At 39.2% G+C, this 26,880-nt stretch carries 11 protein-coding genes; all 11 read left to right on the top strand.

What is annotated here, in order from left to right; genetic code table 11:
* Positions 1-92 precede the first annotated feature (92 nt).
* Complete coding sequence (locus HCG69_RS17955) at positions 93-2,087, top strand: T9SS C-terminal target domain-containing protein (RefSeq protein ID WP_195349796.1); 1,995 nt, start codon at positions 93-95, stop codon at positions 2,085-2,087.
* A 170-nt stretch (positions 2,088-2,257) separates the two neighbouring features.
* A complete protein-coding gene (locus tag HCG69_RS17950; protein WP_122201118.1) occupies positions 2,258-5,173 on the top strand; it encodes a LamG-like jellyroll fold domain-containing protein in 2,916 nt (971 codons plus the stop codon).
* Between the two features lie 11 nt (positions 5,174-5,184).
* The gene (locus HCG69_RS17945; protein WP_122201006.1) at positions 5,185-7,437 is read left to right on the top strand and encodes a fasciclin domain-containing protein; all 2,253 of its coding nucleotides are present in this window, start codon (positions 5,185-5,187) and stop codon (positions 7,435-7,437) included.
* Positions 7,438-7,453: 16 nt separating this feature from the next.
* Positions 7,454-10,723 (top strand): TonB-dependent receptor, encoded by a 3,270-nt coding sequence (locus HCG69_RS17940; protein WP_221651163.1) that lies wholly within the window; start codon positions 7,454-7,456, stop codon positions 10,721-10,723.
* A 16-nt stretch (positions 10,724-10,739) separates the two neighbouring features.
* On the top strand, positions 10,740-12,224 hold the full coding sequence (locus tag HCG69_RS17935; protein ID WP_221651162.1) for a RagB/SusD family nutrient uptake outer membrane protein: 1,485 nt from the start codon (positions 10,740-10,742) through the stop codon (positions 12,222-12,224).
* 16 nt (positions 12,225-12,240) lie between these two features.
* Positions 12,241-13,794 carry a fasciclin domain-containing protein gene (locus HCG69_RS17930; RefSeq protein ID WP_221651161.1) on the top strand — a complete coding sequence of 518 codons (1,554 nt, stop codon included), beginning with the start codon at positions 12,241-12,243 and terminating at the stop codon, positions 13,792-13,794.
* A gap of 11 nt (positions 13,795-13,805) precedes the next feature.
* Complete coding sequence (locus tag HCG69_RS17925; protein ID WP_221651160.1) at positions 13,806-15,428, top strand: fasciclin domain-containing protein; 1,623 nt, start codon at positions 13,806-13,808, stop codon at positions 15,426-15,428.
* Between the two features lie 69 nt (positions 15,429-15,497).
* Positions 15,498-18,584 carry a SusC/RagA family TonB-linked outer membrane protein gene (locus HCG69_RS17920; protein ID WP_221651159.1) on the top strand — a complete coding sequence of 1,029 codons (3,087 nt, stop codon included), beginning with the start codon at positions 15,498-15,500 and terminating at the stop codon, positions 18,582-18,584.
* 19 nt (positions 18,585-18,603) lie between these two features.
* Positions 18,604-20,316: a hypothetical protein gene (locus HCG69_RS17915; protein ID WP_221651158.1), complete on the top strand. Its 1,713-nt coding sequence runs from the start codon at positions 18,604-18,606 to the stop codon at positions 20,314-20,316.
* Between the two features lie 4 nt (positions 20,317-20,320).
* Positions 20,321-23,401: a LamG-like jellyroll fold domain-containing protein gene (locus tag HCG69_RS17910; protein WP_221651157.1), complete on the top strand. Its 3,081-nt coding sequence runs from the start codon at positions 20,321-20,323 to the stop codon at positions 23,399-23,401.
* 242 nt (positions 23,402-23,643) lie between these two features.
* Positions 23,644-26,490, top strand: a complete 2,847-nt coding sequence (locus HCG69_RS17905; RefSeq protein ID WP_221651156.1) for a glycoside hydrolase family 2 TIM barrel-domain containing protein — start codon at positions 23,644-23,646, stop codon at positions 26,488-26,490.
* Positions 26,491-26,880: the final 390 nt, after the last annotated feature.

Here is a 26,880-nt window from a genome sequence, read left to right as displayed (position 1 = left end):
TTTACATGGTTCCGTGTTCGATAACTGCGTATTTTTGCATCGGTGTTAATATATTAATATTGAACTGTTGTTAAACTAATAATTTAAAAACTATGAGAAAGAATACTTTTCTTAGTGTAGCGCTTTTAGCAGCGTCTGTATCAATTGTCAATGCACAGGAACTTATTTGGCAAAATTCGTATGGGACAGGTGTTTGGGGAGTTTCATCGTCAGAGTGGGGAAAAGATTACGGAGGTGGTTTTTTGCTTCCTAACGGATGGGATAATGGTTCTACGGCTATTTTTAATGGCGGAGGCCACTTTAAGGATGCTGATGGGAATGATGTGAATACAGAAACCATTAAGTTAACCGGTGAAATGGAAGTGGCTGATATAAAGGTAAGTGGAGATAAGAATTACTCTATTTCTTATCAGGCAGAAAAGACTACTGATAAGATTGTTGGTGAAGGTACTCTTTTGAAAGAGGGTAGTGGAAATTTTATTTTAAATGTTCTCAATGAATTGAAAGGTGGAACGGTGGTACGTGGCGGATGTGTTATTATGGAAAAAGCTGATTCCCCTAATGCGTTTGGTCGTAAAGTTTCACTAGAAGGTGGAGGTATAGGTATGGCTATAAGCGATAATAAGAATACCCTCAAATTTTCTGCTGCGTCAATTGTAGTCCCAGATAAAAGCACAGGAGCTATAACAGCCGGACGTTATGTATATTTATTAAATGAATTTGGCGGTAAAGGTCAACTGACTATCTACTCCGGTGGTGAACGTGTAGGTTTTACTGAAGATTTTGCAGGGAAAACAGATATGGCAGGTTTAACAGGTTTTGAAGGTGAGTTGCTGATAGGTGCTAATAACGATGAAGCTCTTTCACCCGGATATAAAGCTGTATTCTTGAATACTACAAAGAAATTTGATGATTTTGTTGCAGCTGGAAACTTTAGCGGAGATTTATATGGAGTAGATTCTACATTTGTGTACACGAAAGTTACTTTGCTGGAAGGAGCTGGATTTACAAGTGGTAGTGGAAACCGTTGCTATGCAATCGGCGAATTGAATGCAGAAGAAGGCGGATGGCTTGGTGGATATGTGAAGAATTCAACTTCTCCGGATATTACTTATGCTGTGGGTTATTCTAATACAGATGTAACAACACCGGTCGCTATCTTTGATCCCGGAAAAAAATCGTATAACTGGGTTCGTCTGATAAAGACAGGTACAGGAACCTATACTTTTACTCATGTGAATGAAAGTCCGGCTGCTGTATTCAAGGGCTTGTTCGTAAACTCTGGGCGTGCTTATATTAATATTCCTGTTACTGAAACTGGAGTGGCATTAGATAGAGTAACAAAAGCTCCTGCTGCCATGACTATTTATGCTAATGCAGTTGGTGGTGGTAACGGGCGTCTTGTAGGTGGTATAGCTGTAGAAGGTGGTAAACTTGAAGTAGGCTATATGGGTATTGGCGAACTGGTATTGGCTGATATTAATGGTGAAACTCAGAAATCTCCGTTAACGGTAAAAGATGGGGGGATAGTTGAATTTGAACTTGCCTCTGCAACAAGTTATGATAAACTGACTACAAATAATGTAGCTACATTCAACGGCAACAAGATTATTGTGAAAGCAGCTGAATCTTTTGATATAAAGAATGGTGATACATTTACTATTTTAGATGCTGCGGTTGTCTCTGCAGGTGATACTTATGAGATTGAATATCAGGGATTCCCGGCCGGACTTACGTTTACTGCTGAAAGACAAGAATATCAGTCTGGTACAAAAATAGAGGGTGAAGGTGAAGAAGCTACGGAGGTTCCGGTAATGGGCTACAAAATTATACTGACTGCTAACGGATCAGGTACAGGTACTGGCATTGAAGTAGCCGAAACAGCTGAAGAAGTAGTGGTTTATGCACAAGATGGTAGTATTGTGGTGAACGGTGTCGATGTTGAGAATGTTGTAGTAGTGAATAATCAAGGTATACCGGTTGCCAACTCCAACTCAACTGTTGTTCCAATGAATGCTATGGAGGGTTTATATATTGTAAAAATTAAAACATCTAAGGGGATAGTTGTTAAAAAGATTGTTTTATAAACATTTTGTTTAAAAGGAAAAGAAGAGAGACGGTTTCGATAAGAAGAACCGTTTTTCTCTTCTTAATTTTGATATTTATTCTTAATTGCCTTTAAAAATTAATCTTACTACGTACTATTGAGAGATATTTGATTTCTTTCCTGCGTAACCTTCAAATAAATGATAAAACTATGTTGTATAAGAAACTTATTACTACATTGCTCCTCCCACTCTGTATGGGAACAATGTATGCACAACAGTTGGCCTTTCCTGGTGCTGAAGGCTATGGACGTTTTGCCAAAGGGGCAAGAGCTAGTGAATCTCCGGAAATATACCATGTAACCAATCTTGATGATTCAGGTAAAGGTTCCTTACGTGATGCTGTAAGTCAACCCAATCGCATTATCGTATTTGATGTGGCAGGAGTGATAAAATTGAAATCTCGTCTGGTATTTTCAAAGAATCTTACAATTGCCGGACAAACGGCTCCAGGAGAAGGAGTGGTGGTTTATGGTAATGGAGTTTCTTTTTCTGCTGCCGAGAATATCATTGTTCGTTATTTGCGTATACGAATGGGCATTGGCGGTACTAGTGGGGCCGATGCTGCGGGTATTGCTAATGGTGGTAATATGATATTTGATCATGTATCTGCTACATGGGGATTGGATGAGAATTTCTCAATAAATTGGGATAGTAAAGGTTTTGAACCTTATAATATTACTATTCAGAATTCTATCATTGGGCAAGGAATTATGGTACATGCATGCGGAGGTCTTATCCAGACAAATGGGGGAGTTACTTTGTATCGTAATCTTTATATTGATAATAAAACTCGTAATCCTAAAGTAAAAGGATTGAATCAGTTTGTCAATAATGTGGTTTATAATTGGGGAGAAGGTGGTGCCTATATTTTAGGAGATACGGAAGCCTCTTCATGGGGAGTTATTACTAATAATTACTTTATTAAAGGTCCGGTTGAAGGTACTAAGGCTTTTACGCGTGCAAAAGCAGCTTTTCAGGTTTACCAAAAAGGTAATATGATTGATTACAATAAGGATGGGATACTTAATGGATATGAGGCCACAGAAGATGATTATCGCCGTGATGCGTCCAATCCGGAAAGTGAGAATGTTACTTTTGTAAAATCGATTGATGAATTTGATTATTCGGACTATGATAGAAGAAAATTAGTCGATGGTGAGAAAGTAGTAGTTACAACGATACCAGAAAAACATCCTGTTATTGAAGGAGAAACAACAGCGGCTGAGGCTTATGATTGGATTATTAATAGGGTAGGAGCATCTTTACCGGTACGTGATGAAGCTGATAATTATATGATTGATGAACTCCTATCATTAGGAACTAAAGGAGCTTTACTTAGTGGAGAATCAGAGTTGGGGCTTCCCAATGGGGTTGGAAATATTTTTGATGGTGAAAAAATGTTGGATACCGATAATGATGGTATGCCCGACGTTTGGGAAGATGCCAATGGATTGGATAAAAATAACCCGAATGATGCTTTGTTAATGGCTGAAAATGGATATTTGAATATTGAGAATTATGTTAATAGTATTACGGCACCAATGCCATATGTTAAATATCCTACTAATTTGCAACTGACTTCTTTGAGCACAGACTATCTTTCATTTAAGTGGGTGAACAATGCTCCGGAATCTACTTCAGTAATTCTTGAGTATTCCATCGATAATAAAGATTTTACTTCAATTTCTTTAGCCCCCGGTACAACTACTCATAAATTGGAGTCCTTAGCTCCTAATACCACTTATTACATTCGCCTAAAAACAGTGAACGGGGAGAAGGAATCATTATATACTTCCACCCAGGAATTTGCTACACGTGGTGTTCCTGCACCTCCAATTGCTTCTGTTAATCCGATACCTGGAAACGAAACTACTATTACCGATTATACATCTGTTCGCCTTTCATGGGAGAACAAGACTGGTGCTTGGGCAGGAGCTCTTTCGTATACAGTATATTTAGGAAAATCTGTAGAGGATATGGATGTTGTGTTGACAGCATCTACTGCAAATGTAGTAACGGTTAACGTAGAGGCTGCCACTACTTATTATTGGCGCGTAGATGCAAAAAATCTGTTAGGGGATTGTAAAGGAGATGTGTGGAGTTTTACAACCGGAACAAAACCCGAGCGTGGTAAGGTTGCTTATTATTCTTTCAATGAAACAGAAGGTACTATACTTGAAAATATGTATGGTGAAAATGCTACTGCCAAAGATTTCACTCCACTATGGGTGAAAGGTATTCAAAATAATGCTGCGCAGTTTGATAAAGCGAATGCTGCTTTTGTACAGGAACATTATGATGCATTGACTTTGGGTAATGAATCATTTTCCATTGAATTGTGGTTTAAATCTGCAGGTGGATCTGTCGATTGGTATTTGCTCCATAAGGGAAGTCACGCTACTAATAGTTATGAGGGAGCTACTGGTAAATGGTTTGGTATTCAGTATCAGAAGAACAGTAAGAATGATCGTTTGACTTGGGCTGTTGACGATGATGTAACGAAGACAGATATCAATGTGACCGGGGCGACAACTAAATATTTTAATAATGAATGGGTACATTTAGTTTGTGTACGTGATGTGGAAGAAAAACAGCTAAAAATGTATGCTAATGGTATATTAGTAGCTTCCGGTGCTGATAAAACTGGAGATATTGGTACTATTGAGAGGATGGCAATAGGCAATTGTAACACAGCTTATGAGAATGGCTTTCAAGGATTAATGGATGAATTAACGATCTATAATGAAGCGTTAACAGCTGAAGAGGTAAGTGATCATTATAAACAAGGTACAAGTACTCATATTGAGAATATCATTACTCCAAATACAGGATGTGCTTATCCGATGCCTTTTGCAGATGATTTCTACATATCTGTAATGGGTGCCGAAGATTTGACAGCCCAGGTGTCTGTGATGAATACTGCTGGGCAAACTGTTTATCAGGCACAAGTAATAATTCAAGGAGGTATAGCACATGTGGCTAACGTCGGTTTTCTGCCTAAAGGATACTATGTTTATACGTTGAAAATTGATCAAAGGATATTGGTTGGTAAAATTGTGAAATAATATAATTTAAGATGAAGAAATACTTTCTGATAGGTCTTTTCTTTTGTTCGCTGGCGGCATGTCAGTCGGAAATGGATAAGTACTATGAAATTCCTGATTGGTTGAAAGGGAATGCTTATGAAGTAATGAAAGATAAGGGGACATTCTCTACTTTCATGAGAGCTGTAGAGCGAAGTAGTTATGCTGATCTTGTAAAAGGGAAAGGTATTGTGACTGTTATGGCACCTACTGATGAGGCTTTTACTGCCTATCTGTCTAAACATAATTATAGCTCGATAGATGATATTCCGGAAGTGGAACTGAATAAATTAGTAGGATATCATCTGGTGTATTATTCTTATAGCAAACGTGATTTTCTGTTTTATAATCCGAATGGTGTAGATAATGAAATACAGAAGCCTGGTCATTACTTTAAATTCAGGACAAAGAGCCGTGATGCTATTTCTACGGTAGTGGATCGTGCGAACAATGACGTTGTACGTAAAATAATGCATAAAGAACGTTTTATTCCGATCATTTCGGAATATTCTTTGAGCAGTATTAGTGCATCCCAAAAAGAAGATTATGAAACGATGTTTCCGGGATCGGTTTATACAGGTGGAACCGGAAGCTTCAATGTAGCTAATGCATCTGTTATCGGAGATGAAGTGGTGACGGATAATGGTTATTTATATACCATAAATCAAGTGATTGAGCCATTGGAAACGATTTATGCAGAGATGAATAAGGAGAATTCGGATTACACACAGTTTGCCAAGATGTATGATCGTTTTGTGGTTTATCAGTATGATGAGGATGCAACAAGAGATTATGGTAATGGGGATTCTCTATTTGTACATTCACACAACATATTACCACCTATTGCATGTGAATGGACGAACTTTTACAATTTATCTACACCAGATTATGCTCAAATGAATTATTTGACAAGTGTTTCATATGCAGTACTTGCTCCTGATAATAAATCTATTAATCAATTCTTCCAGAAGTACTGGTCTGCTTCATTTAGTTCATTAGAGGAAGTGAATTTTGTGCCACTCTATCATTTTATGAATGAGCATGCTATCAGATATGGTGGTGGTATGATTGGAGCTTATGCTTTGGGAAGTTATATTGTCAATAATGACATCTGGGATGACCACCAATTAGCAATGCCTACTGATGTGAAAGTATGTTCAAATGGTATTTTAGGAGGAATGAAAGATAATGTGATAACTCCTGAAGTATTTGAAACACCTATTGCACCGGCGCTTTGCAATAAAGATTACAATGTGTTTGCATTACTATGTCATAAAGGCTCTCTTTTTGATATATTTAGTAAATCACTGGATAAAGACTTTGATGTGTTTTTCCCTACCGATGAAATGTTATTGGGTAGTGAATATAATGGTGATTACATTCAGTATTTGAAAGGGAATCCTTATATCATTACTGATGAACAGGTACAAGTAGCTAACAGTACCGATGGGACAATGAGTAATGCTACAACTTCTCAGGCGAAAGCCATTGCCGGTGCACATATTGCGGATGGTATTATGGCTCAAAAGGGAGAAACAGAAATGATATATTCAACTTATAATGATTATGAATATCTCTATCGTAAGGGGAATAAAATATATTCTTCAGCTACCTGGAATTCAGAAAGATTTGATAATGAGGTTTCTGTAGCGGAAATAGAGCTAATCAAGAGTTATAACATGGGAAATGCGTATGCATTGAAAGGTGATAAAGGAACTACCTCGTTAATAGCTGACCAGAGTAATTTTAAGGATCGTGTAAAACAGATTAAAGGCACAAATGATTATTCGGGCTTCGGTATATATTTAGGAATGGCCTCTGTAGATGATACGGAACCGGCTTTTAATTTCCTGCAAGGTAATCGTTTTATTGTATTTGTATCAACACAGGCATCTGTTTTAGCTGATCTTATAGGAAGTAATCCTAAATTTGATCGACAGGCTCCTCAGGAGGAGAGAGATATGTTTGTAAAAAGTCTTTTTGTCGATATGTCAGCCAGTGGTTTGGTTGATTATCCGTTTGCAACCACTGGTAAAAATACAGAGAAAGTCTTAACTACATTTGGCACTAAAACAGTGAATGGTAAGAAAGAAAATATAACAATTACGCTTATTAATAAAGCGGATGGCTCGATGAAACTAAGAGACAGCAAAGGAAATGAAGTAAATGTGACTTCTTATTTTCCTTATATCTATGCTGATGGTGCAGCTTATGTAATAGACGGCGTATTGGATTTATTGAATTAATATAGAATAAAGAAAGATGAAAAGAAATCGCAATATAATCCTACTATTATTGTTAGCATGTGCGCAGATGATTATGGCACAACATGTGTTGACAGGTACGGTGATGGATAAAGTTTTTAATGAACCCTTGGTGGGAGCCAACGTATATGTTGCAAATGCATCTAATCGTTCTTTAGGTGGTAGCATTGCCGATGTAAATGGTAATTACCGTTTGTCGATACCTGATCAAAAAGATCTGTCTATTGTATTCTCTTTTATTGGTTATAAAACACAAACCATAAAATATACGGGTCAGAAAGTGATTAATGTCACGTTAGACGAAGAAGGTATGGCGTTAGAAACTGTGGAGGTGACTGCTAAAAAAATAGAGCGGAATTCTATGGGACAATCTGCCAGAGAGATGATTTCTGCTACTCAGAAACTTACTCTTGGTAGTTTGGAAACCGCACCGGTGACTTCTGTAACAGAAGCTTTACAAGGTGCTATGGCTAATGTGGATATTCTTACAGGCGCTGATCCTGGTTCCGGAAGTTCAATTCGTATTCGCGGTACAGCTTCTTTAAATGCTTCCAATGAACCTTTGTTCGTTGTAGATGGTGTACCTTTACCTGTTGATATTTCAGATGATTTTAGTTTTGCTTCTGCAAATTCTGATGATTATGGGTCTCTGTTGAATATTTCTCCGGCTGATATTGAATCTATTGAAGTTTTAAAAGATGCGGCGGCTACAGCTGTTTGGGGATCAAAAGGTGCCAATGGCGTTTTGATCATAAAGACAAAGAGAGGTAGCAAAGGACGTTTGCAGTTTAATTTTAATACAAAGTATGAATTCAGTAAGGAACGCTCCGGAATCCCTATGCTGAATGCTAACCAGTATATATCTATGATTCAGGATGCTGTTTATAATACTGTGTCTGATTTGGGGTCGAGCGCAGCCAAATCTCAGGAGTACCTTAAGCTGCTTTATAATACGAAAGAAATTGGGTTTGATCCAGACTGGCAGTATTTTGATGAATATAATCAAAATACGAACTGGCTGGATGAAATTACCCAGACTGGTTTTATTTCTGATAATTCTTTTTCTGTGTCGGGTGGGGGTGACAAAGCGAATTATCGTTTATCACTTGGGTATCTGAATCAGGAGGGTACTACAATAGGTACGGGTTATGAACGTTTTAATGCGTCGTTCAATACAGATTATCGCTTTTCAGATAAACTTGATATTGCATTGCAATACAGTTTCACACGTGGAGTTACGGATGCCAATTACGTAGATGATACAGATGAATTGAAGAAAGCTTCGATTCGTGGACACGCTTTAACTAAGATGCCTAATATGAGTCCTTATGTGATCGGAGCAAATGGACAACGTACGGGTGAGTATTTTACTCCATATGAATCGTTTGGTATGACCTTTTCAAATGATAAGGTATACAACCCCGTAGCAATGGCAAATGAGGCACAGAACAGAACGATTGCTACAAATAGTCGTATGACTTTCGTTCTTCATGCTAAACCTTTTAAAAGTTTAGACTATTTTGGTACAGTTGGTTTTAACGGACAGTTCACAAAAATAAATCGTTTCCTTCCGCAAAGCGTAACAGGGGTTGCTTATGAGCATGAATCATCTGCTTTGAATTATGACATTGGTAAAGACCTTCTTTATTTGACTACGGAAAATCGTCTGGTTTATAATCAGTCTATTAATGATGATCATAAATTGTTGCTTAGTGGTATTTTTCAGACATCAGATCAGACAACGAGTACATATAGTAGCCGATCGGCAAATACAGCTTCTTCTGGTATAACTTCTCCTATTGCAGGTTCTACTACAGCTAAAGGAGGTTCTGGAAAAACGATTAATAGAGATATGGGCTTAACTCTTAACGGACAGTATATCTTTAAGGAGAAATATATGTTTAATGCGGGATACCGTTGGGAAGCAAGTTCGGCAATGGATGCCAGTGGACGTTGGGGGGGATTTCCCACATTTGGTGTCGCGTGGCATTTAGGTGATGAGGAGTTTATCCAAAGATTAGGATTTATCTCATTAATAAAACTACGTTATAGCTGGGGACAATCGGGTAATGCTCCTACCGGAACATCACCTTATATCGGCAAATTTTCGGCTGTCACACCTGGTTATGGAGATATGAGCGCCGTGAAGCCAGAGAGTCCGGATTTGACACATTTAAAATATGAAACAATTACTTCAAATAATATTGGAGTAGATGTAGGGCTTTTCTCAGATAGAATAACTTTTGCTGTAGAGTTATATACGAAGGTGACAGATGATATGTTGCAAAAGAAAATTAAAGTGCCCAGCTCAACAGGTCTGTCTACTGTGGCCTGGTATAACTCTGGTAAAATGGAGAATAGAGGTTGGGAATTTAATATTGATGTAGCTGCTGTTCGTACAACAGACTGGGGATTCAATTTCGGATTCAATATCTCACAAAATAAGAATAAAGTTTTGGAACTTCCAGAAAATCAAAGTGATGAAACTTACACTTTCGGTAATAAAAAATATGCATATCGCGTGTTAATGGGCGATCCTTTAGGTTCATTCTATGGATATCGTTATAAAGGTGTGTACCAAAATGTAGAACAGACTTATGCGGTAGATAAAAGTGGGCAGCAGATCATGGATATAAATGGGGCACCGGTAGTTGTAAAAAATGGTGATCAAAAAGTATATCCGGGTGACGCTAAATACGAAGATGTGAACGGTGATGGGGTAATTGATGAGAACGATATCGTTTATCTGGGCAATAGTAATCCTACGTTGACTGGTGGCTTGAATTTTACGCTCCGTTATAAAAAGTTGAGTTTAGTAGCAGCATTTCATGGGCGTGCAGGTCAAAAGGTTATTAATGAGTCACGCATTAATATGGAAAATATGTATGGTAAAAACAACCAGAGTGTAGCTGTATTACGCCGTTGGCGTAGTGAAGGAGACGATACTGATATTCCACGGGCATTGTATGATAAAGGATACAATTATTTAGGATCCGATCGCTTTGTGGAGGATGCTTCTTTTCTTCGGTTGAAGACCATTACTTTAAAATATCAGTTCCCTGAAAAATGGATGAGACCATTAGGTATCAATAAGCTTGAGATTTATGCAACAGGTTATGACCTTTTTGTCTGGACGAAATATACCGGACAGGATCCGGAAATAAACCTGAAGAACCCGGAAGATGGTTCTGCAGCACAGGTAGCTATTGATAGTAATAATACTCCGAAGGCTATGCGTTTTGCATTTGGTTTGAATTTGAGATTCTAATTCACAAAAGAAGGAAATGAAAAAGATAAGTTATTATATTTTGCTACTTCTAACCACGTTATCCCAAATATCGTGTGAAGATTATCTGACTGTATTACCGGAAAATAATCAGAGTAGCTTTGAATATTGGGAAACCAAAGAAGAAGTGGAAGCGGTTCTTGCTTCCGGGTATATTAATTTGAGAAGCTCGGTAGAAACCTTCCTGCTTTGGGGAGAAGGTAGGGGGAATGGGCTCTCTTTTTGGTCTACTTCTGGTTCGGATTTACAGAAAGCAGCGGTGAAGTTACGTGCTTTCGATATTTTGCCTACAAATGGATTGGCCGATTGGAGTAAACCTTATGCAGCTATTGCTATGGCTAATGCGGTTATTAAATATGCACCGGATGTAGTAGATAAAGACCCGTCTTTCGATATGAATATGTGTCGTTCGTTTATGGCAGAGGCTTTCTTTCAGCGGACACTTGCTTATTTTTACATCGTTCGTACATTTAAAGATGCCCCTTTTGTTACGGAGCCGTATGTAGATGATAGTGCTCCTTATATAATGCCAAAGGAGGATGGCGTTACTATTTTAAAATCATGTATGGCTGATTTGGAAGAATATTTGCCTAATGCAAAGGAGTTTTTTCCTGAAGTAGATAATGATAATCCTATCAATACGAAAGGGCGTGCCACACGCTGGGGGATTCATGCTCTGCTTGCTGATATGTATCTTTGGTTAGGTGACTATGAAAATAGCATAAAACATTGTAACTCAGTAATTAATTCCGGACGTGTAGGACTGATTGGTAATGGCTTTTTGAATTATTATCCGGGAAATAGTAATGAAGGAATTTTTGAAATACAATATAGTAACCCGAAGAGTCAAACGAATAGTTTCCTGACTTGGTTTAAAGCAGGTACTGACGGATATTACAAAGTATCCGATTATATGACTAATCTTTTTGAACAAAACGAGAATGAATCTCGTGGATTGAATTATTCATATAATGAGGCTGGTTATATTTGGAAGTATCTTGGGGTAGATAATGCTACGGCGCGTGTTGCCTCAGAAAATGATCAGAATTATTTGGTTTATCGTTTAGCTGATGTCTATTTAATGAAAGCAGAAGCACTGATTATGCAGGATAATTATGAAATGGCGGGCGAACTTATAGATAAAACTCGTCAACGTGCCGGTTTGGAAAAAATGACATTAAGTGAAGACAGGTTAACCATGTTGGAATATTTATTGGTAGAGCGGCAGAAAGAGTTCTTTGCTGAAGGTAAAAACTGGTTTGATATGTTACGTATCGGTTTAAGAAGCCAACAGTTATCAGATGTACGGTATAAAAACTTATTCATAGAACAAGCTCTGAAAGCTGTGGCTGCCACGTCGCAATCATTGGGACGAGCTACGTTGTCCAACGAAGGGTCATGGTATATGCCGTTCTCAGAGTCTGAGTTACAGAAAAACCCATTGTTAGTACAAAGTGAATATTATGAAAGTATCAGTAATTAAAAAAAAGAAGGACAATATGAAACGCGTAGTAATTCTATTAGCGGCGGCATTTACTCTTATGTGGGGGGCTTGTTCCGACCCGTATGCCGATCAGGTGTTCAAAGATACAGATAAAATGCCCGCTGCCAGTTTTATGGAAGCCAACGAGGATGTATATTCCTCATGGGTAGATTTATTGAAGTATACCGGACTGTTTAATACAGTGAATCTGAATATGGATTATACTTGCTTTGTACCTGATAATGAAGCGATGTACAAATATCTTCAGGCAAAAGGAAAAAGTTCGGTACGGGAGCTGGATATGGAGGAAGCTTCTAATCTGGTTCGTTATCATACGATAGCTTCTAAACAATATACAACTTCGGATTTTCCTGATGGTATGTTTCCGGATTCTACAGCAAGTGGAGATTATTTAAGTCTGGAAATGCGTGAAGGTGGGTTTCAGGCATTCTATATTAATGGTGAAGCACGTATCAAGGAGTTGAATATTACAGCCACCAATGCAGTGATTCATCTTTTGGAAAGTGTTTTAACACCTGTGACGGGTACTATTGTTGATAATCTGGATGAAAATTATGCTTTAATGCTTGATTTACTCGATAAAACAGGTTATGACAAGCTATTGAGTAGTATTTATATGAATGGTGTAAAGTACCGTTACACTCTTTTTGCTGTACCGGATGATGTGTTTACGGAAGCCGGTATAAATAGTGTGGCATCGTTGGCTGCTTATTTGGGTGAAACAAATACTAATTATACTGATCCAGCCAATAAGGTAAATCGATATGTAGGTTATCATATTGCAAATTCTGCTTATTCATTTGCCGATATGAATACTGATATAGATAATAATACATCGAAAAATGTTTCCATGATGGCATCTAATACCCTTATCAGTATGAGATTGGTAAATGAGATGTTTTTTCTGAACTATAATGAAGAAACAAAGAAGGGTATCAGTGTCACTCGAAAAAATCTGAATTGTAAGAATGGAGTCATTCATGTGGTAGATGGGATGATGGAAATTACAGAACCGAAAGCAACTAAAGTCACTTGGGATTTGACCGATTATCCGGAGCTGGCAGGTGTATGTGAGAAGTATCAATTAGAAAATCAATCTGAAACATATACTCGTAGTCTGGCATATGATACATTGAACTGTTATAAACTTTCTGGTGGATATGGTAGTAACTATACTTATCATCTGGCTAATAAAAATGAAGCAATGTATAAAGCTTCCAATCACGATTGTATGTTTCTGAATCTTGGAAAATATGGTTGGATACAGATGGAATGTCCGATGATCATTGCTGGTAAATATAAAATATCTCTGGTACATTACAATCAGGCTCTCAAAACTAAAGAAGGACGATGGTCGGTTATCGTTGACGGCGAATATGTGGGAGCACAGGTTACTACCTGGGGAAATAGTACCTCCAAAAGTGAGATGATTACCACAACCGTAGGAGAGGTGGAGTTTACTGAATCGGTACCTCATACAGTACGTTTTATGGCGGGTGATGATTATTACTCTTATTTGGATTGTTTGATATTTGAACCAATTAATTAAAAGGAGGAATTATGAATAAGTATATCTTATCTATATGTGCATTGCTTACCCTGATTTTTATTTCTTGTTCGGATAAATGGGATGAATATTATCATGGGAGTAATAAATTATCAGAAGAAATTTTGGATGAAACTTTGAGGGAGTTTTTTGACGGTAATCCTGAATATAGTGAATTTTACAATCAACTTAAAGCATGTGGTCTTGACAAAGAGCTAACCAAGGAGCAACAACAACTTACTTTTTGGGTAGTAGATAACGCTGCAATGACTGCTTCGGGAATTGACTCTAAGGACACTCTAAGAATGGAGTATCATATTAATTATTTGCCTTTTCTGCAGAGTGATTTGAAAAATGGTTTGCGTATTCCTACACTGAATGGGGTATACCTTCAAATAACTAAACAGGGGGAAGATACCTACGTTAACAAGTCTAAAGTACAACGTTCCTATCGTTTGAAGAACGGGGTTGTTCATGTGATTGACGAATTAATGAAATCAAAAATTAATATGTTCGATTACATAAAGAATCTTCCGGATGAGTATTCTATATTTCGTGATTCTGTCATGAAGAATAATGAAATGCGTTTTGATAAAGTAAACTCTATTCCTACTGGGGTAGATATAACTGGTAATACTGTGTATGACTCTGTCTTCTATGTGTACAATCCGCTGTTTGAGAAAGCGGAGTTCAACTCGGAATTTAAACAGTTTACTCTTTTCTTACCGGATAACAATGTGATGAAAGACTGCTTCGATAAATTGAAGATACAATATACGGCTATGGGAAAAACATTGACAGCACTGGACTCGGCTACGGCTATGACGTGGATTAAAGAAGCTGCATTCTATACCGGAGAATTGAAAAATTTTAGTACCATAGATATAAAATCTTCTTTTAATAGGATTTGGCGTACTACTGTTCAAAAAATAGATGAAAGTAGTATGGAAGAGTTGAGTAATGGTATTATGTATAAAATGACGAATGTAAAGATACCAACTAACTATATTCTGACACGCATCAAGTCGTTAGTGCATTATTATGAATATCTTACGGAAGAGGAACAGAAAATGTATTATAGTTTTATGAATACGACTAAGATTGCTATTTTTGAAGATTCTGCGACTCCCAAACCTGAAATTCTGTCAAACTATTATATCTTGGATTTAAATGGTGACGAAGATGTTTCTCCTTTCTGGGCTGAGTTTCCTCCACTGGAACGATATAGAGAAAAAGAGAACGATCCTTATAAAGCGAGAGTGATGCAAGTTCCTTGTGGTGAGTATGACCTATATATGGGATTTCATAGTAGTGGGCACCCGTATGTCAATGTTTATTTTGATGGTAATACCGATGGGAAAAGCCCTTCACCAAATGCTAATATGAAATTGATAGGTTCTAATCTCTCTATCGTTTCATCTACTCCATGGAATTTTGATCGTGTAAATGAGACAACAGCTGACTTGTATGGAGATAAAGTTGTGAAATGGGATGGACTTGGTGGTCCGGTTGGCACTGTAAAAATAGAAGGTGAAGGTATGAGCTCCTTCCGTATCCGTGTGGAATTCTACAAAGGAGACAGTAAGAAATTGCGCATTTACCATTGGGCTTTGAAGCCTTCGGCAAATAATTATTAATCCTATAGCATTAGAATAATGAATAACTATAAAATAATATTGATAATATTTCTTTCTACCTTTTGCTTTATGAATTTGAAAGCACAAAAAGGTGGAATGAAAATCTCGGGTACAGTGGTCAGTTCCTATGGTAATCAGCCTTTATCCGATGCGGTGATTACGTTATCGGGTATGGATGAGACGGTTACTTGTGATAGTATCGGACGATTTATTGTTAATAATGTGTCTGCTAAAGCTACTATATCCGTATGGTGTCCGGGTTTTTATACGAAAGAAGAACCTATAGCAGGACGTGCAGAGCTACGTATTGTATTGATACCAGACGATATGAAAGGATACGCCGACAAAGTTACACTACCCTCTGTGGGCTTGGTGAGACAAAATGTGAAACAAACCAATCTTACGTCGGTTAGTAAAAGTGAACTTAACTTAGCTATAACAGATGTAGAACAAGGATTTCGTAACATTCCCGGAATAGAACTTATTTCAAAAGGGGGGCAGAATAGTGAAGGAAACTATTTCAAGTTACGGGGTGCTAATACGATGGTAGCCAACTCTTCTCCATTGATTGTAATAAATGGTATACCTTACATGCCCGATATGAACGAATCTGGGGTTATTGGTGGATACTCTAAGAATATTTTCAGTGTAGTGAATGTACAGGATATTGAGAATATTACGGTTCTGAAAGGGGCAGATGCCGCTTTATATGGCTCATTGGGATCAAATGGGGTTATTATGATCGAAACAGATAAAGCTGCGGATCTTGATACAAAAGTCGAATTTATAGGGCAATACGGACTTTCATGGAATAATGCTACACTACCGGTTTTAGGAGTAAACGATTACAAGAGTCTGATGGGGAATATAGCTTTGACAAAATATGAAGATATGTCTGATGCATTGGCGGCTTTTCCTTTTTTAAAAGAAGATCCGGGTTATTATTACAATTATCTCTATAATAATAATACTGACTGGCAAGATTTGATTTATCGGAATGCTTTTGTCACAGATAATGTGTTAAAAATCAAAGGTGGTGATGCAATCGCTAAATATGATTTCTCTATCGGCGTGAAAAATAAGCAAGGAGTGGTAGAGGAGACAAACTCGACCAAATACTATGCTCGTATGAATGCCGATGTGAATCTTAGTAAAAATGTGAAATTATTTTCGACGATTTCATTCGGATATACAAACAACCGAGTGGCAGAACAGGGAATGATATCAGAAACGAATCCGATATTAACAGCTTTGCGCAAGGGTCCTTTATTCTCTCCTTATAATAAAGACAGTAAGAATAACCTGTTGCCGGATTTTGCTTCCATTCGTGATGCTGATGGTAATCTGATAGAGAACAATAGTGTAAGTAATCCGCTTTCTGTTGTCAATGATGTGGAGATGAAACAGCACGCTTATGATGTATTGATGAATGCCGGTTTATTATATACCATAAATGATAATTGGAACTTGAAAGCCAATTTTGGTTTAAATTATAATCTGACACAAGAAGATGCTTTCGTTCCGGGTGTAAGTATTACTACTATTATGCCGTTAGAAAACCGCTTGGCAGAGAATACGATACGTTCGGCGGAAGGAACGACTCTAAATACTTATTATGCCCTTGAACTGGGCTATCAGAAAGTACTGGCAAGTATACATACAGTTTCTGCAGCGGCAGGTGCCCAAATTGCAATGAATAGTATTGATTACAACGCTGGTTCGGGATGGAATACTGCAAATGACTATTATAAAACATTGAATAATGTGCAGACCATCGGACGTTCATATTATGGTTATATAAATAAATGGAACTGGATGAATTATCATGTTTCTGCTAAGTATAATTATAATCATCAGTTGTTTGCAGGTGTTAATCTCTCAGCTGACGGTTCATCATCTGTAGGTGCCGACGCTTCTCGTATACAGGTTTATCCGGCTGTAAATGTAGCATGGAGTGTGAGTAATTCATTATTAAAAAATATGCCACAACTGGATAATCTGAATGTACGTGCTGAATATGTCATGACCGGAAATAGCCGTTTTGCTTCTACTATCGGAGAGTATTATTATTTAAACCGTGTATTCAAAGGATTATCAGGGTTGGTACGTGCGGGAGTCCCCAATACGAAAATCACTCCGGAGTTAACCAATACATTCAATGTCGGTTTGGATCTTGCCATGTTCAATAATCGCGTGATGTTGACTGTAGACTACTTCAATAGTAAAAGTTCGGATTTGATTATGCCGGTAGAGATTTCGTCTGTATATGGTTCGAATTATATGTATCGTAATATGGGAGAAGTTGTGAATCAAGGTTTTGAAATTGGGGCACAAATAGGATTGATACAGAATCGTGATTTTAAATGGTATATAGGCGGAACACTTTCTACTTGTAAAAATGAAGTGAAATCATTGGGAGGGGAAAGTGAGATTGTTCTTTCTATGAGTGACGGCTCAGCTGTGGTTTCCAAGGTTGGTCAACCTTTGTACTCTTTTTATGGGTATCAGACAGCTGGTGTATTTGCTACTGATGCTGCGGCAGAAGCAGCAGGAAAGGACGGAAAGGCATTGACTAATGCGATTGGTGTACCTTTCGCTGCGGGCGATATGCACTTTGTAGATCAGAATAATGATGGAAAAATAGATAAGGATGATCGTGTTAATTTAGGAAGCGCACTTCCCGATTTTTATGGTAGTTTCTTTACTTCTGTGGAATATAAGGGGATACAACTGTCACTCACGTTCGGCTATAGTAAGGGTAATAAAATGTACAATGCTGTAAGGCGTTCTATGGAGTCTATGTCCGACTTTTCTAATCAGTTGACTTCTGTTAACCGTCGTTGGATGGCCGAAGGGCAGATCACCGATATGCCTCGTGCTGTTTATGGTGATCCGATGGAGAATAATCGTTTTTCTGATCGTTGGATTGAAGATGCTTCTTATTTAAAATTAAAAGAACTGATGGTAAGTTATAAATTTAAATTGTTTGCTGGCACTACTGTGTTTGTTGCTGCTGAGAATCTGTTTACAGCTACCGACTATCTGGGATTAGATCCGGAAACGATGTATTCTTATGATAGTTCGATGCGTGGTTTTGATTATGGAAAGGTAGCAAATCCGCGTACAGTAAAATTCGGTTTTAAGGTTCAATTCTAAAATTATATAAAGGTAAGTTATGAAAAAAAGAATATATTTCTTGGCATTATTGTTTCCTTTGTTGACGGGGTGTGATGATTTTTTCACTCCGAATACTGATGATGCATTGCTGGAAAAAGACTATATAGGAACTTCTTATGAGCTATATACAGGCTACATGGGGCTGGCTGCTTGTGTACAAGATGTAGTAGACCAAGCCATGTTTTTGGAAGGATTGAGGGGAGACCTGCTGGAACCTACTACCAATGCTTCAATAGATATGTGGGATGTTTATAATTACAAAGATTTACAAACTCCGTTTACTGATAATGAATTGGCTGATCCCAAAGGATTTTACGCTCTTATCATGAATAGTAATGATTATCTTAAACATGTATTTGAATACAGAGAGCAATATCCTACTGTGTTATCTGACAGTGATTATAAAGGTATTATTGGTGGTGCGTTACGATATAAAGCATGGGCTTATCTGATGCTTGCTAAAATATATGGTGAAGCCGTCTATTTAGATGATCCTTTGGCTACTTATCAGGACTTGTCACAATATCCCGTACTTAAATTCGATCAGTTGATAGATAAGTGTATCAGTTTGGTTGAAAATGGAATGAATGGTATTAATGGGAAAGGAGATATACGTTGGTCTACCGTGTTGTATCCGGGACAGGGTGATTCTCCCGAGTCTTTGGAGTGGAACCGTATTTGCCCTACTCCCGAGTGTTTGTTAGCTGAGCTTTATTTGTATAAAACAAAGAAGGAAAACTCAGCAGACGAAAATGCTGTTTATTATCAGAAAGTATGGGATAACTGTGTTAGTATTATTCGTACCGGTGGAGAACAAGAGGCTAGTTTTACATTGAATAAGTCGAAGTACGAGGGTTCCTGGAGTCAATTGTTCTCAACAACAACCTATAATCGTCAGGATCATATTTCTGTGGCTTTCTATGATTATAGTAAAAAACAAACGAATCGGGTGATTGAGTACTTTTCTAATACTTATCCAAATAAATATTATTTGCGTCCGGCTGTGACAGCTGTAACCCGGTGGGAAATAAGTGGTGCTAATGATCAGAAAAATAGAGGAATTAATAAATCCTATAAAGAAAGTACGGAAGGACTGATTTTTTATAAATTCTTAGGAGCTCATACTACCAGTGATTATATTTATCGTAATGATGTGCCTTTATGTTATTACAAAGCTGCTGATATCCATTTGTGGCTGGCCGAGGCCTGTGCCGGATTGGGACGCTATCGTGAAGCATTACAGTTCCTTAATGGTCAGTCTTCTGCCCGACAGAATTTCGGTTCGCTCTATAATAAAGCTACTAATACATTTTCACCCCCGTTCTCTGACTATCCTGTTTGCCTGTATCAATGTGTCGGTAAAGAGAGCCAGTTGAACTGTCAGGGAGTTCGTGGACGTATTGCGGCTCCGGCTTTGGGTGAATGGATTTTAGGTGAAGACGAAGAAACCAACGAGGTGATCGTTGAGCCGGAGTATGCCCATTGGATGGTAGATTCATTACTGGTTGAAGAGTCGAGGTTAGAGTCTGCCGGTGAAGCACGTACTTACTATACGATGTTGCGTTCGGCAAGGCGCTGGGGAGATAAGGCGCGTAAGATATGGGCAGATAAAGTTGCTGAAAAATATGTCACAGCTACTTCTGTGGGTAGTAACTTAGAGACTTCTGATGAGAACTGGTTTATTAGATATGATTTGAAGCTGAATAAGTAATCAAATGAAAAAAATAAGTATAGTATTATGTTTTTTGCTTCTTAGAGGTATCATGATACCTCTGTGGGGGCAGGCTCAGGAAAAATTGGATAGAGGAGTAGTTGCCGTAAAATCTTCCGACGGAGTGTTTCTGTCCTGGCGTAGTTTAGTTACTGATGCCAGAAAATTGGGCTTTGACATCTATCGGGATGGAGTCAAAATCACGACTATTCCTGTGGTAACTACAACCAATTATGTAGATAAAGACGGTACTGTAGCTTCTCGCTATATGCTTAAAGGGGTACTGGATGGTACAGAGACCGAAACCACAAAAGAAGTGTCCGTCTGGGCGGAACAATATAAAAGAATTCCTCTAAAACGTCCGGGAGGTGGAGTGACTTTACCTTATGACGTTGTTCAAACGGATAAAGATAAAACGCGTGAAACTTATCCGGATGGGCAGGAATATACTTACACTCCGAATGATTGTAGCGTGGGTGATGTTGACGGAGACGGGGAATATGAGATTATAGTGAAATGGGATCCGACCAACTCACGCGATAATTCTTTCTATGGATACACAGGCAATGTTTATCTGGATTGCTATAAGTTGGACGGAACTTTCATGTGGAGGATTGATCTTGGTAAGAATATACGTGCCGGAGCCCATTACACTCAATTCATGGTGTATGACTTTGATGGTGACGGTAAAGCCGAAGTTGCCTGTAAAACGGCGCCGGGAACTATTGATGGGCAGGGAAAATCTGTAATAATGGGGAGCGATGATCCCAATGCCGACTACCGCTCTTCCGGTAGTAAAGCAGGAATTGTGGTGGATGGCCCTGAGTATCTGACTGTTTTTAACGGACAGACAGGAGCGGAGATTTCGACCATTGCTTACAGTCCTCTTCGTGGAAACATTAATGATTGGGGGGATGGATATGGTAACCGTTCGGAACGTTATCTGGCATGTGTGGCATACCTTGACGGAGTAAAACCAAGTTTAGTGATGTGCCGTGGATATTATGCACGTACAGCACTGGCCGCTTATGATTTTGACGGAACAAAACTGACAATGAGATGGGCTCATGATTCTAAAGTATCCGGTTCGGGAGCTTATGGACAGGGAAACCACAATCTGTCGGTAGCAGATGTAGATGGAGACGGATGTGACGAGATCGTTTACGGAGCGTGTGTCATCGATCAGGATGGGAAAACGTTGTATCGTACCGGTTTAGGACATGGAGATGCTATTCACTTGTCCGATTTGGATCCCGATTTGGATGGGTTGGAAGTCTTTTCACCTCATGAAGAAAAAACGGCTGCTTATGGGTATGAGGTGCACTCTGCCGCAACAGGCGAGATTATATTTGGCGAGAAAACCGGAACGGACGTCGGGCGTGGGATTGCTGCGGATATAGATCCTGCTCACCGTGGGTTTGAAATGTGGTCGACTGCCAATGGTAATGTATACGATTGCAAAGGGAATATCATAGCCAGTAAGAACCGCCCTTCCGTTAACTTCAGGGTGTATTGGGACGGTGATTTGCAGGACGAACTGTTGGATGGAGTTAAGATTGATAAATGGAACGGCACGAAAGCGAACCGTATGATTACTTTGTCCGATTACAGCAATGCCGCTTCCTGCAACTCTACCAAAGCCACTCCCAATTTGAGTGCTGACATATTGGGGGATTGGCGTGAAGAAATTATCCTATGGGATTCAAAGACTTGCTCCGATCTGTTGGTCTTTACCACTATTATTCCTACTGAATATAAGATAACCACTTTGATGCACGACCCTGTTTATCGCATGGGAATAGCCTGGCAAAATGTGGCTTATAACCAACCTCCTCATCTGGGTTACTACCTGGGAGATCAGGATACGGAAAATGCTTCATTCGCGAAGAAGGGCATCGGTTATCTGAACCAGTCGATAGACCTGGGTGAAGCGATTTCACCGATTTCATATTCATGGAAGAATGCGGAAGATGTAAAAATAGCAGGACTGCCGGAAGGGCTTACCGTTGTCGTGGACAAGGAAGAATGTCTTTTCACGATTGAAGGAACTCCCCAGGCAACAGGCACGTATGCGTATACCATAGAGAGTGTTGGCGGACTTACCGTAGCTACTCTCTCCGGAACGATTAAAGTGAAAGCTCCGGTGATATTGAATGAATTAGCCTATTTCTCATTTGATGAAACAACCGGTACATCTGCTGTCAATTCGGTGTATGGAAAAGCAGAGGCAGTAGGTTTTGTTCCCACATGGATAAGTGGGGTCCGCCAACAGGCATTGGAGCTGCCCGCAACTCCTGCAACCCGTAGAATGGAACAACCCTCTTACGATCAATTACAACTGGGCACCGGGGATTTTAGTATTGAACTGTGGTTCCGTTCCAACGGAGACAATGGTGTAGACTGGTATCTGTTCCACAAAGGTAGCCATGCGAAGAATGCTTCGACCGGTGCTACTGGGAAATGGGTCGGATTACAGTACAAGAATGGAAATCTTACCTTTGGTATTGACGATGATGTTACGAAATCCAATCTCGACATTCCTGCTACTCAATATTTCAATGGTGAGTGGAACCACATAGTCTGTGTCCGTGATGGTGAAACCAAAACATTGAAAATGTATATTAATGGAGTTTTCCAAGGTGAGGTGACTGACAAAACCGGTGATATTTCAGAGTCGGAGTTGTTTGTTATCGGTAACTGTAATGTGAACTTCAATACTCCCTTTACCGGGGCAATTGATGAGCTTCACGTCTATGGAGGAGCCATGAGTGCCGCCAAAGCAAAGGAACGTTATGAGCTTAATAAGCCAACCGGCATCTCGGGAGAAACGGCATTCCACTCTGATCTGAACATTTATCCGCTTTATTTCAAGGATGAAATAACGGTTGAATTCCCGGCAGAGATATCCGGATGTACTACAGTTTCGATGTACTCTTCTGCGGGTACACTTGTTCACCGCACTGCCTATGTGGTAGACGGAGGAGCAGTACTGTACATCAGCGGATTGGACAGTTTGCCCAAAGGTACTTATCTTATTGTAGTGGAAGCAGGAACAACGAAGTTTGTGAAGAAACTGTTAAAGTAATAACATTTGATTTGTTTTCTATGGTACACGGATGAGGCAGATAGAGGACGGATGACAACGGATAAGATTCTCTCCTTTTGATTAATAAATAAATAAAATCCCCGTTGTTTCCGCCTTTTCTGTCTTATCTTTGTGCTATACAAAAACACAGAATTTCAATTGTTCTATACAGAGTTTAAAACAATTGAAATTCTGTGCTTTCTGTAATAAACTGATTTACACTGTTAATTTTCCTATTTGAGATGAAGTATATATTAGCTTTCTGGTTTATTTTTCTCTTTCAGGCGGTCTTTGCCCAGTCTACATCTACACATCGCCGCTATCTTTCCGGTACGGGATTGAATCACACCGTGACGTGGGATTTCTATTGTTCCGATGGGAATAATAGCCGTCGGTGGAGTAAGATCGAAGTACCCTCACAATGGGAATTACAGGGGTTTGGTACTTATACCTATGGACGGTGGTACAAGGAAAAAGGGGTAAAGAATCCGAGTATGGAAACCGGAATTTACCGACACTCTTTTAAAGTACCGAAGGAATACACCGGACAGACAGTGCAAATCGTTTTTGATGGGGTAATGACTGATACTGAAGTTCTGGTGAACGATTGTGTAGCAGGATCGGTTCATCAAGGAGGTTTTTATCGTTTCTCCTATGATATAACCAGGCTTCTGAATTTTGGAGGTAAGAACCGGTTGGAAGTACGCGTCAGTAAGCATTCTGCCAATAAATCGGTAAATGCTGCCGAACGTAAAGCTGACTGGTGGCTGTTTGGCGGTATCTATCGTCCGGTATGGCTTGAAATAAAACCAAAGGAACATATCGATCGGGTTGCAGTGAATGCTTTGTGTGATGGACATTTGTTGGCGGATGTCTATTTGTCAGGAGCAAAATCCGGTTATTGTTTATTAGCAACTGTTGAGAATCTAAAGAGTGGCGAATTGCTCAAAGAACATTCTTTCCAACTGACAGATAGTGCTACTCTTTATCGGTTGGATACTCAATGGGAGAATATTCTTCCCTGGACCCCTGAATCTCCGAATCTTTATCTTCTTAAATTAAAACTGCTCAATCGGAGCGGGCAACTATTACATCAACATCAGGAACGCATCGGGTTTCGTACGGTAGAGTTTCGTCCCCGGGACGGAATTTATGTCAATGGTGTGAAGATTGTAATGAAAGGTATCAACCGTCACTCTTTCCACCCGGATGGTGGACGCACTACGAATAAAGAGATTAGCGTGCAGGATGCTTTGTTATTGAAAGAGATGAATATGAATGCTGTCCGTTCTCACTATCCGCCTGATACACATTTCCTGGATGCTTGTGATTCGTTGGGACTTTTTGTTATTGATGAATTGGCTGGCTGGCAAAATGCTTATGATGAAAATGTAGGCAAACGTTTACAACAGGAGATGATTATCCGTGACGTAAATCATCCTTCTATTGTGCTTTGGAGTAATGGGAACGAAGGAGGCTGGAATTCTGCTCTTGATAAACATTTCTCGGATTATGATCCTCAGCAACGGCATGTAATTCATCCCTGGGCCGATTTTAGCGGACTGGATACACATCACTATCCGGCGTATCTCACCGGCGTAGCCCGTTTTACTAATGGCTATAATGTCTTTATGCCTACCGAATTTATGCATGGTCAGTACGATCAGGGACATGGAGCCGGACTGGAAGATTTTTGGGTTAATTACACTTCTCATCCCCTTTTCGCCGGTGGCTTTATGTGGGCATTTTCCGATGAAGCTGTCCGCCGGACAGATCAGGGCGGACGATTGGATTCTGATCGGTTCAATGCTCCCGATGGGATTGTTGGACCTTATCGTGAGCGGGAAGGAAGTGTGTATACAGTACGCGAAGTCTGGGCTCCCATTCAGTTCCGGCAATTTTATATAACATCTTCTTTTCGCGGAGAATTTGCTATCACCAATACCTATTTATATACTAATCTCCGTGATTGCCGGATGAACTACCGTCTTCACCGTTATCCTTCACCTTTGCAAAAGGAGATTGATGGCTGTTGTATTGATAGCGGAGAGGTTCGTTTGCCGTCTCTCGCCCCCGGTGAAACCGGATATGCACACATGCAGTTGCCTTCCTGCTTTTGGGAGGCAGATGTGTTGGAATTGGAAGCTTTCGGACCGGATGGTAAGAGCCTTTGTAACTGGACATGGCCTGTGCGTTATGCCGATGAGTATTTGAAACGTGAAATGCCTTCCTTCCTAACTGCTAATAAGAATATGGCTTCTTTAAGTCAGTGTGATTCGCTGGTGACATTAAGTAGTAATGGGATTGCTGTTTCTTTTCGGAAGAGTAATGCCACTATTGCCAAGGTGGTAAAAGAACACACACATATCGAAGTTCCATTAACCAATGGCCCTCTTCCGGTAGGTATGAAAATGGAATTAGTTCGTTATTCCACTCGTTTGGAGGGAAGCGATGCGGTGTTCTGTGCTTATTACCGGGGGGGAGTTGACTCTATACAATGGCGCCTTTCGGCTTCCGGCCTGTTATCTATGGATGCTGTATTGCTCAATCGTGCTTCCGGCGGGGGCGGATTTGATGATGCTTTTATGGATGAGGCTGTATTGAATCTTGGTCTGACCTTTTCTTATCCTGAGACAGCCTGTACGGGGATGCGCTGGTTTGGACGTGGTCCCTATCGCGTATGGAAGAACCGGGTGAAAGGAGCCAATTATGCTATTTGGCAAAAAGAGTATAACAACACGATAACCGGAGAGAGTTTTGAGAATCTGGTTTATCCGGAGTTTAAAGGATATCACGCTAATTTTTATTGGGCTACAGTGCAGAGTCGCATTGCCCCTTTTACGGTTTATTCTTCTACCGATGGACTCTTTCTTCGTATGTTTACTCCACAAGAGCCTTTCGGTAGGCAGGATGGGATTAATACGATGCCCGATTTTCCTTCCGGAGACATCTCTTTCTTATTAGATATTCCCGCTATCCGTTCATTTAAACCGATATCACAGCATGGCCCACACAGCCAGCCGGGAATTGTACGTATTAAAAAAGGAGATGAAGGACTAAGCATCAGATTGTTTTTTGACTTTATGTAGTATTGAAAGTTGTACCCATTGGTATAAGGTACCAATGGGTATAATACTTTGAGAATAGTTTAGAACGTACTAATTACAATGAAAATCAGATCCGATACTTTATATCAGATTTATATTAGTTATCGAAATAAGCATTATCTCTCATACATTGTATACGCTCACCACGCCTTTTCTTCTTTTAAAATTAGATTTATTTCTGTTTATGTTATTGAAAAACAGTAGATTAATAAAGTGTATTCTTTATGTTATAAAAGTACGTACTTAAGTATGTGTTAAATGTACACTTTTGTATGATAAAAGTACGTACTTTATGGGTTCTTCTTCAATTTAGTTGAAAAAGACATGTTCCATCACCATCTTAATTCTTAGCAACTCTAATCCTGCCCTTCC

The organism is Bacteroides sp. K03 (assembly GCF_019734355.1).
GTDB classification, from domain to species: domain Bacteria; phylum Bacteroidota; class Bacteroidia; order Bacteroidales; family Bacteroidaceae; genus Bacteroides; species Bacteroides nordii.
Note: the sequence above shows the minus strand (reverse complement) of the source record. Positions and strands in the feature narration are given on the sequence as shown.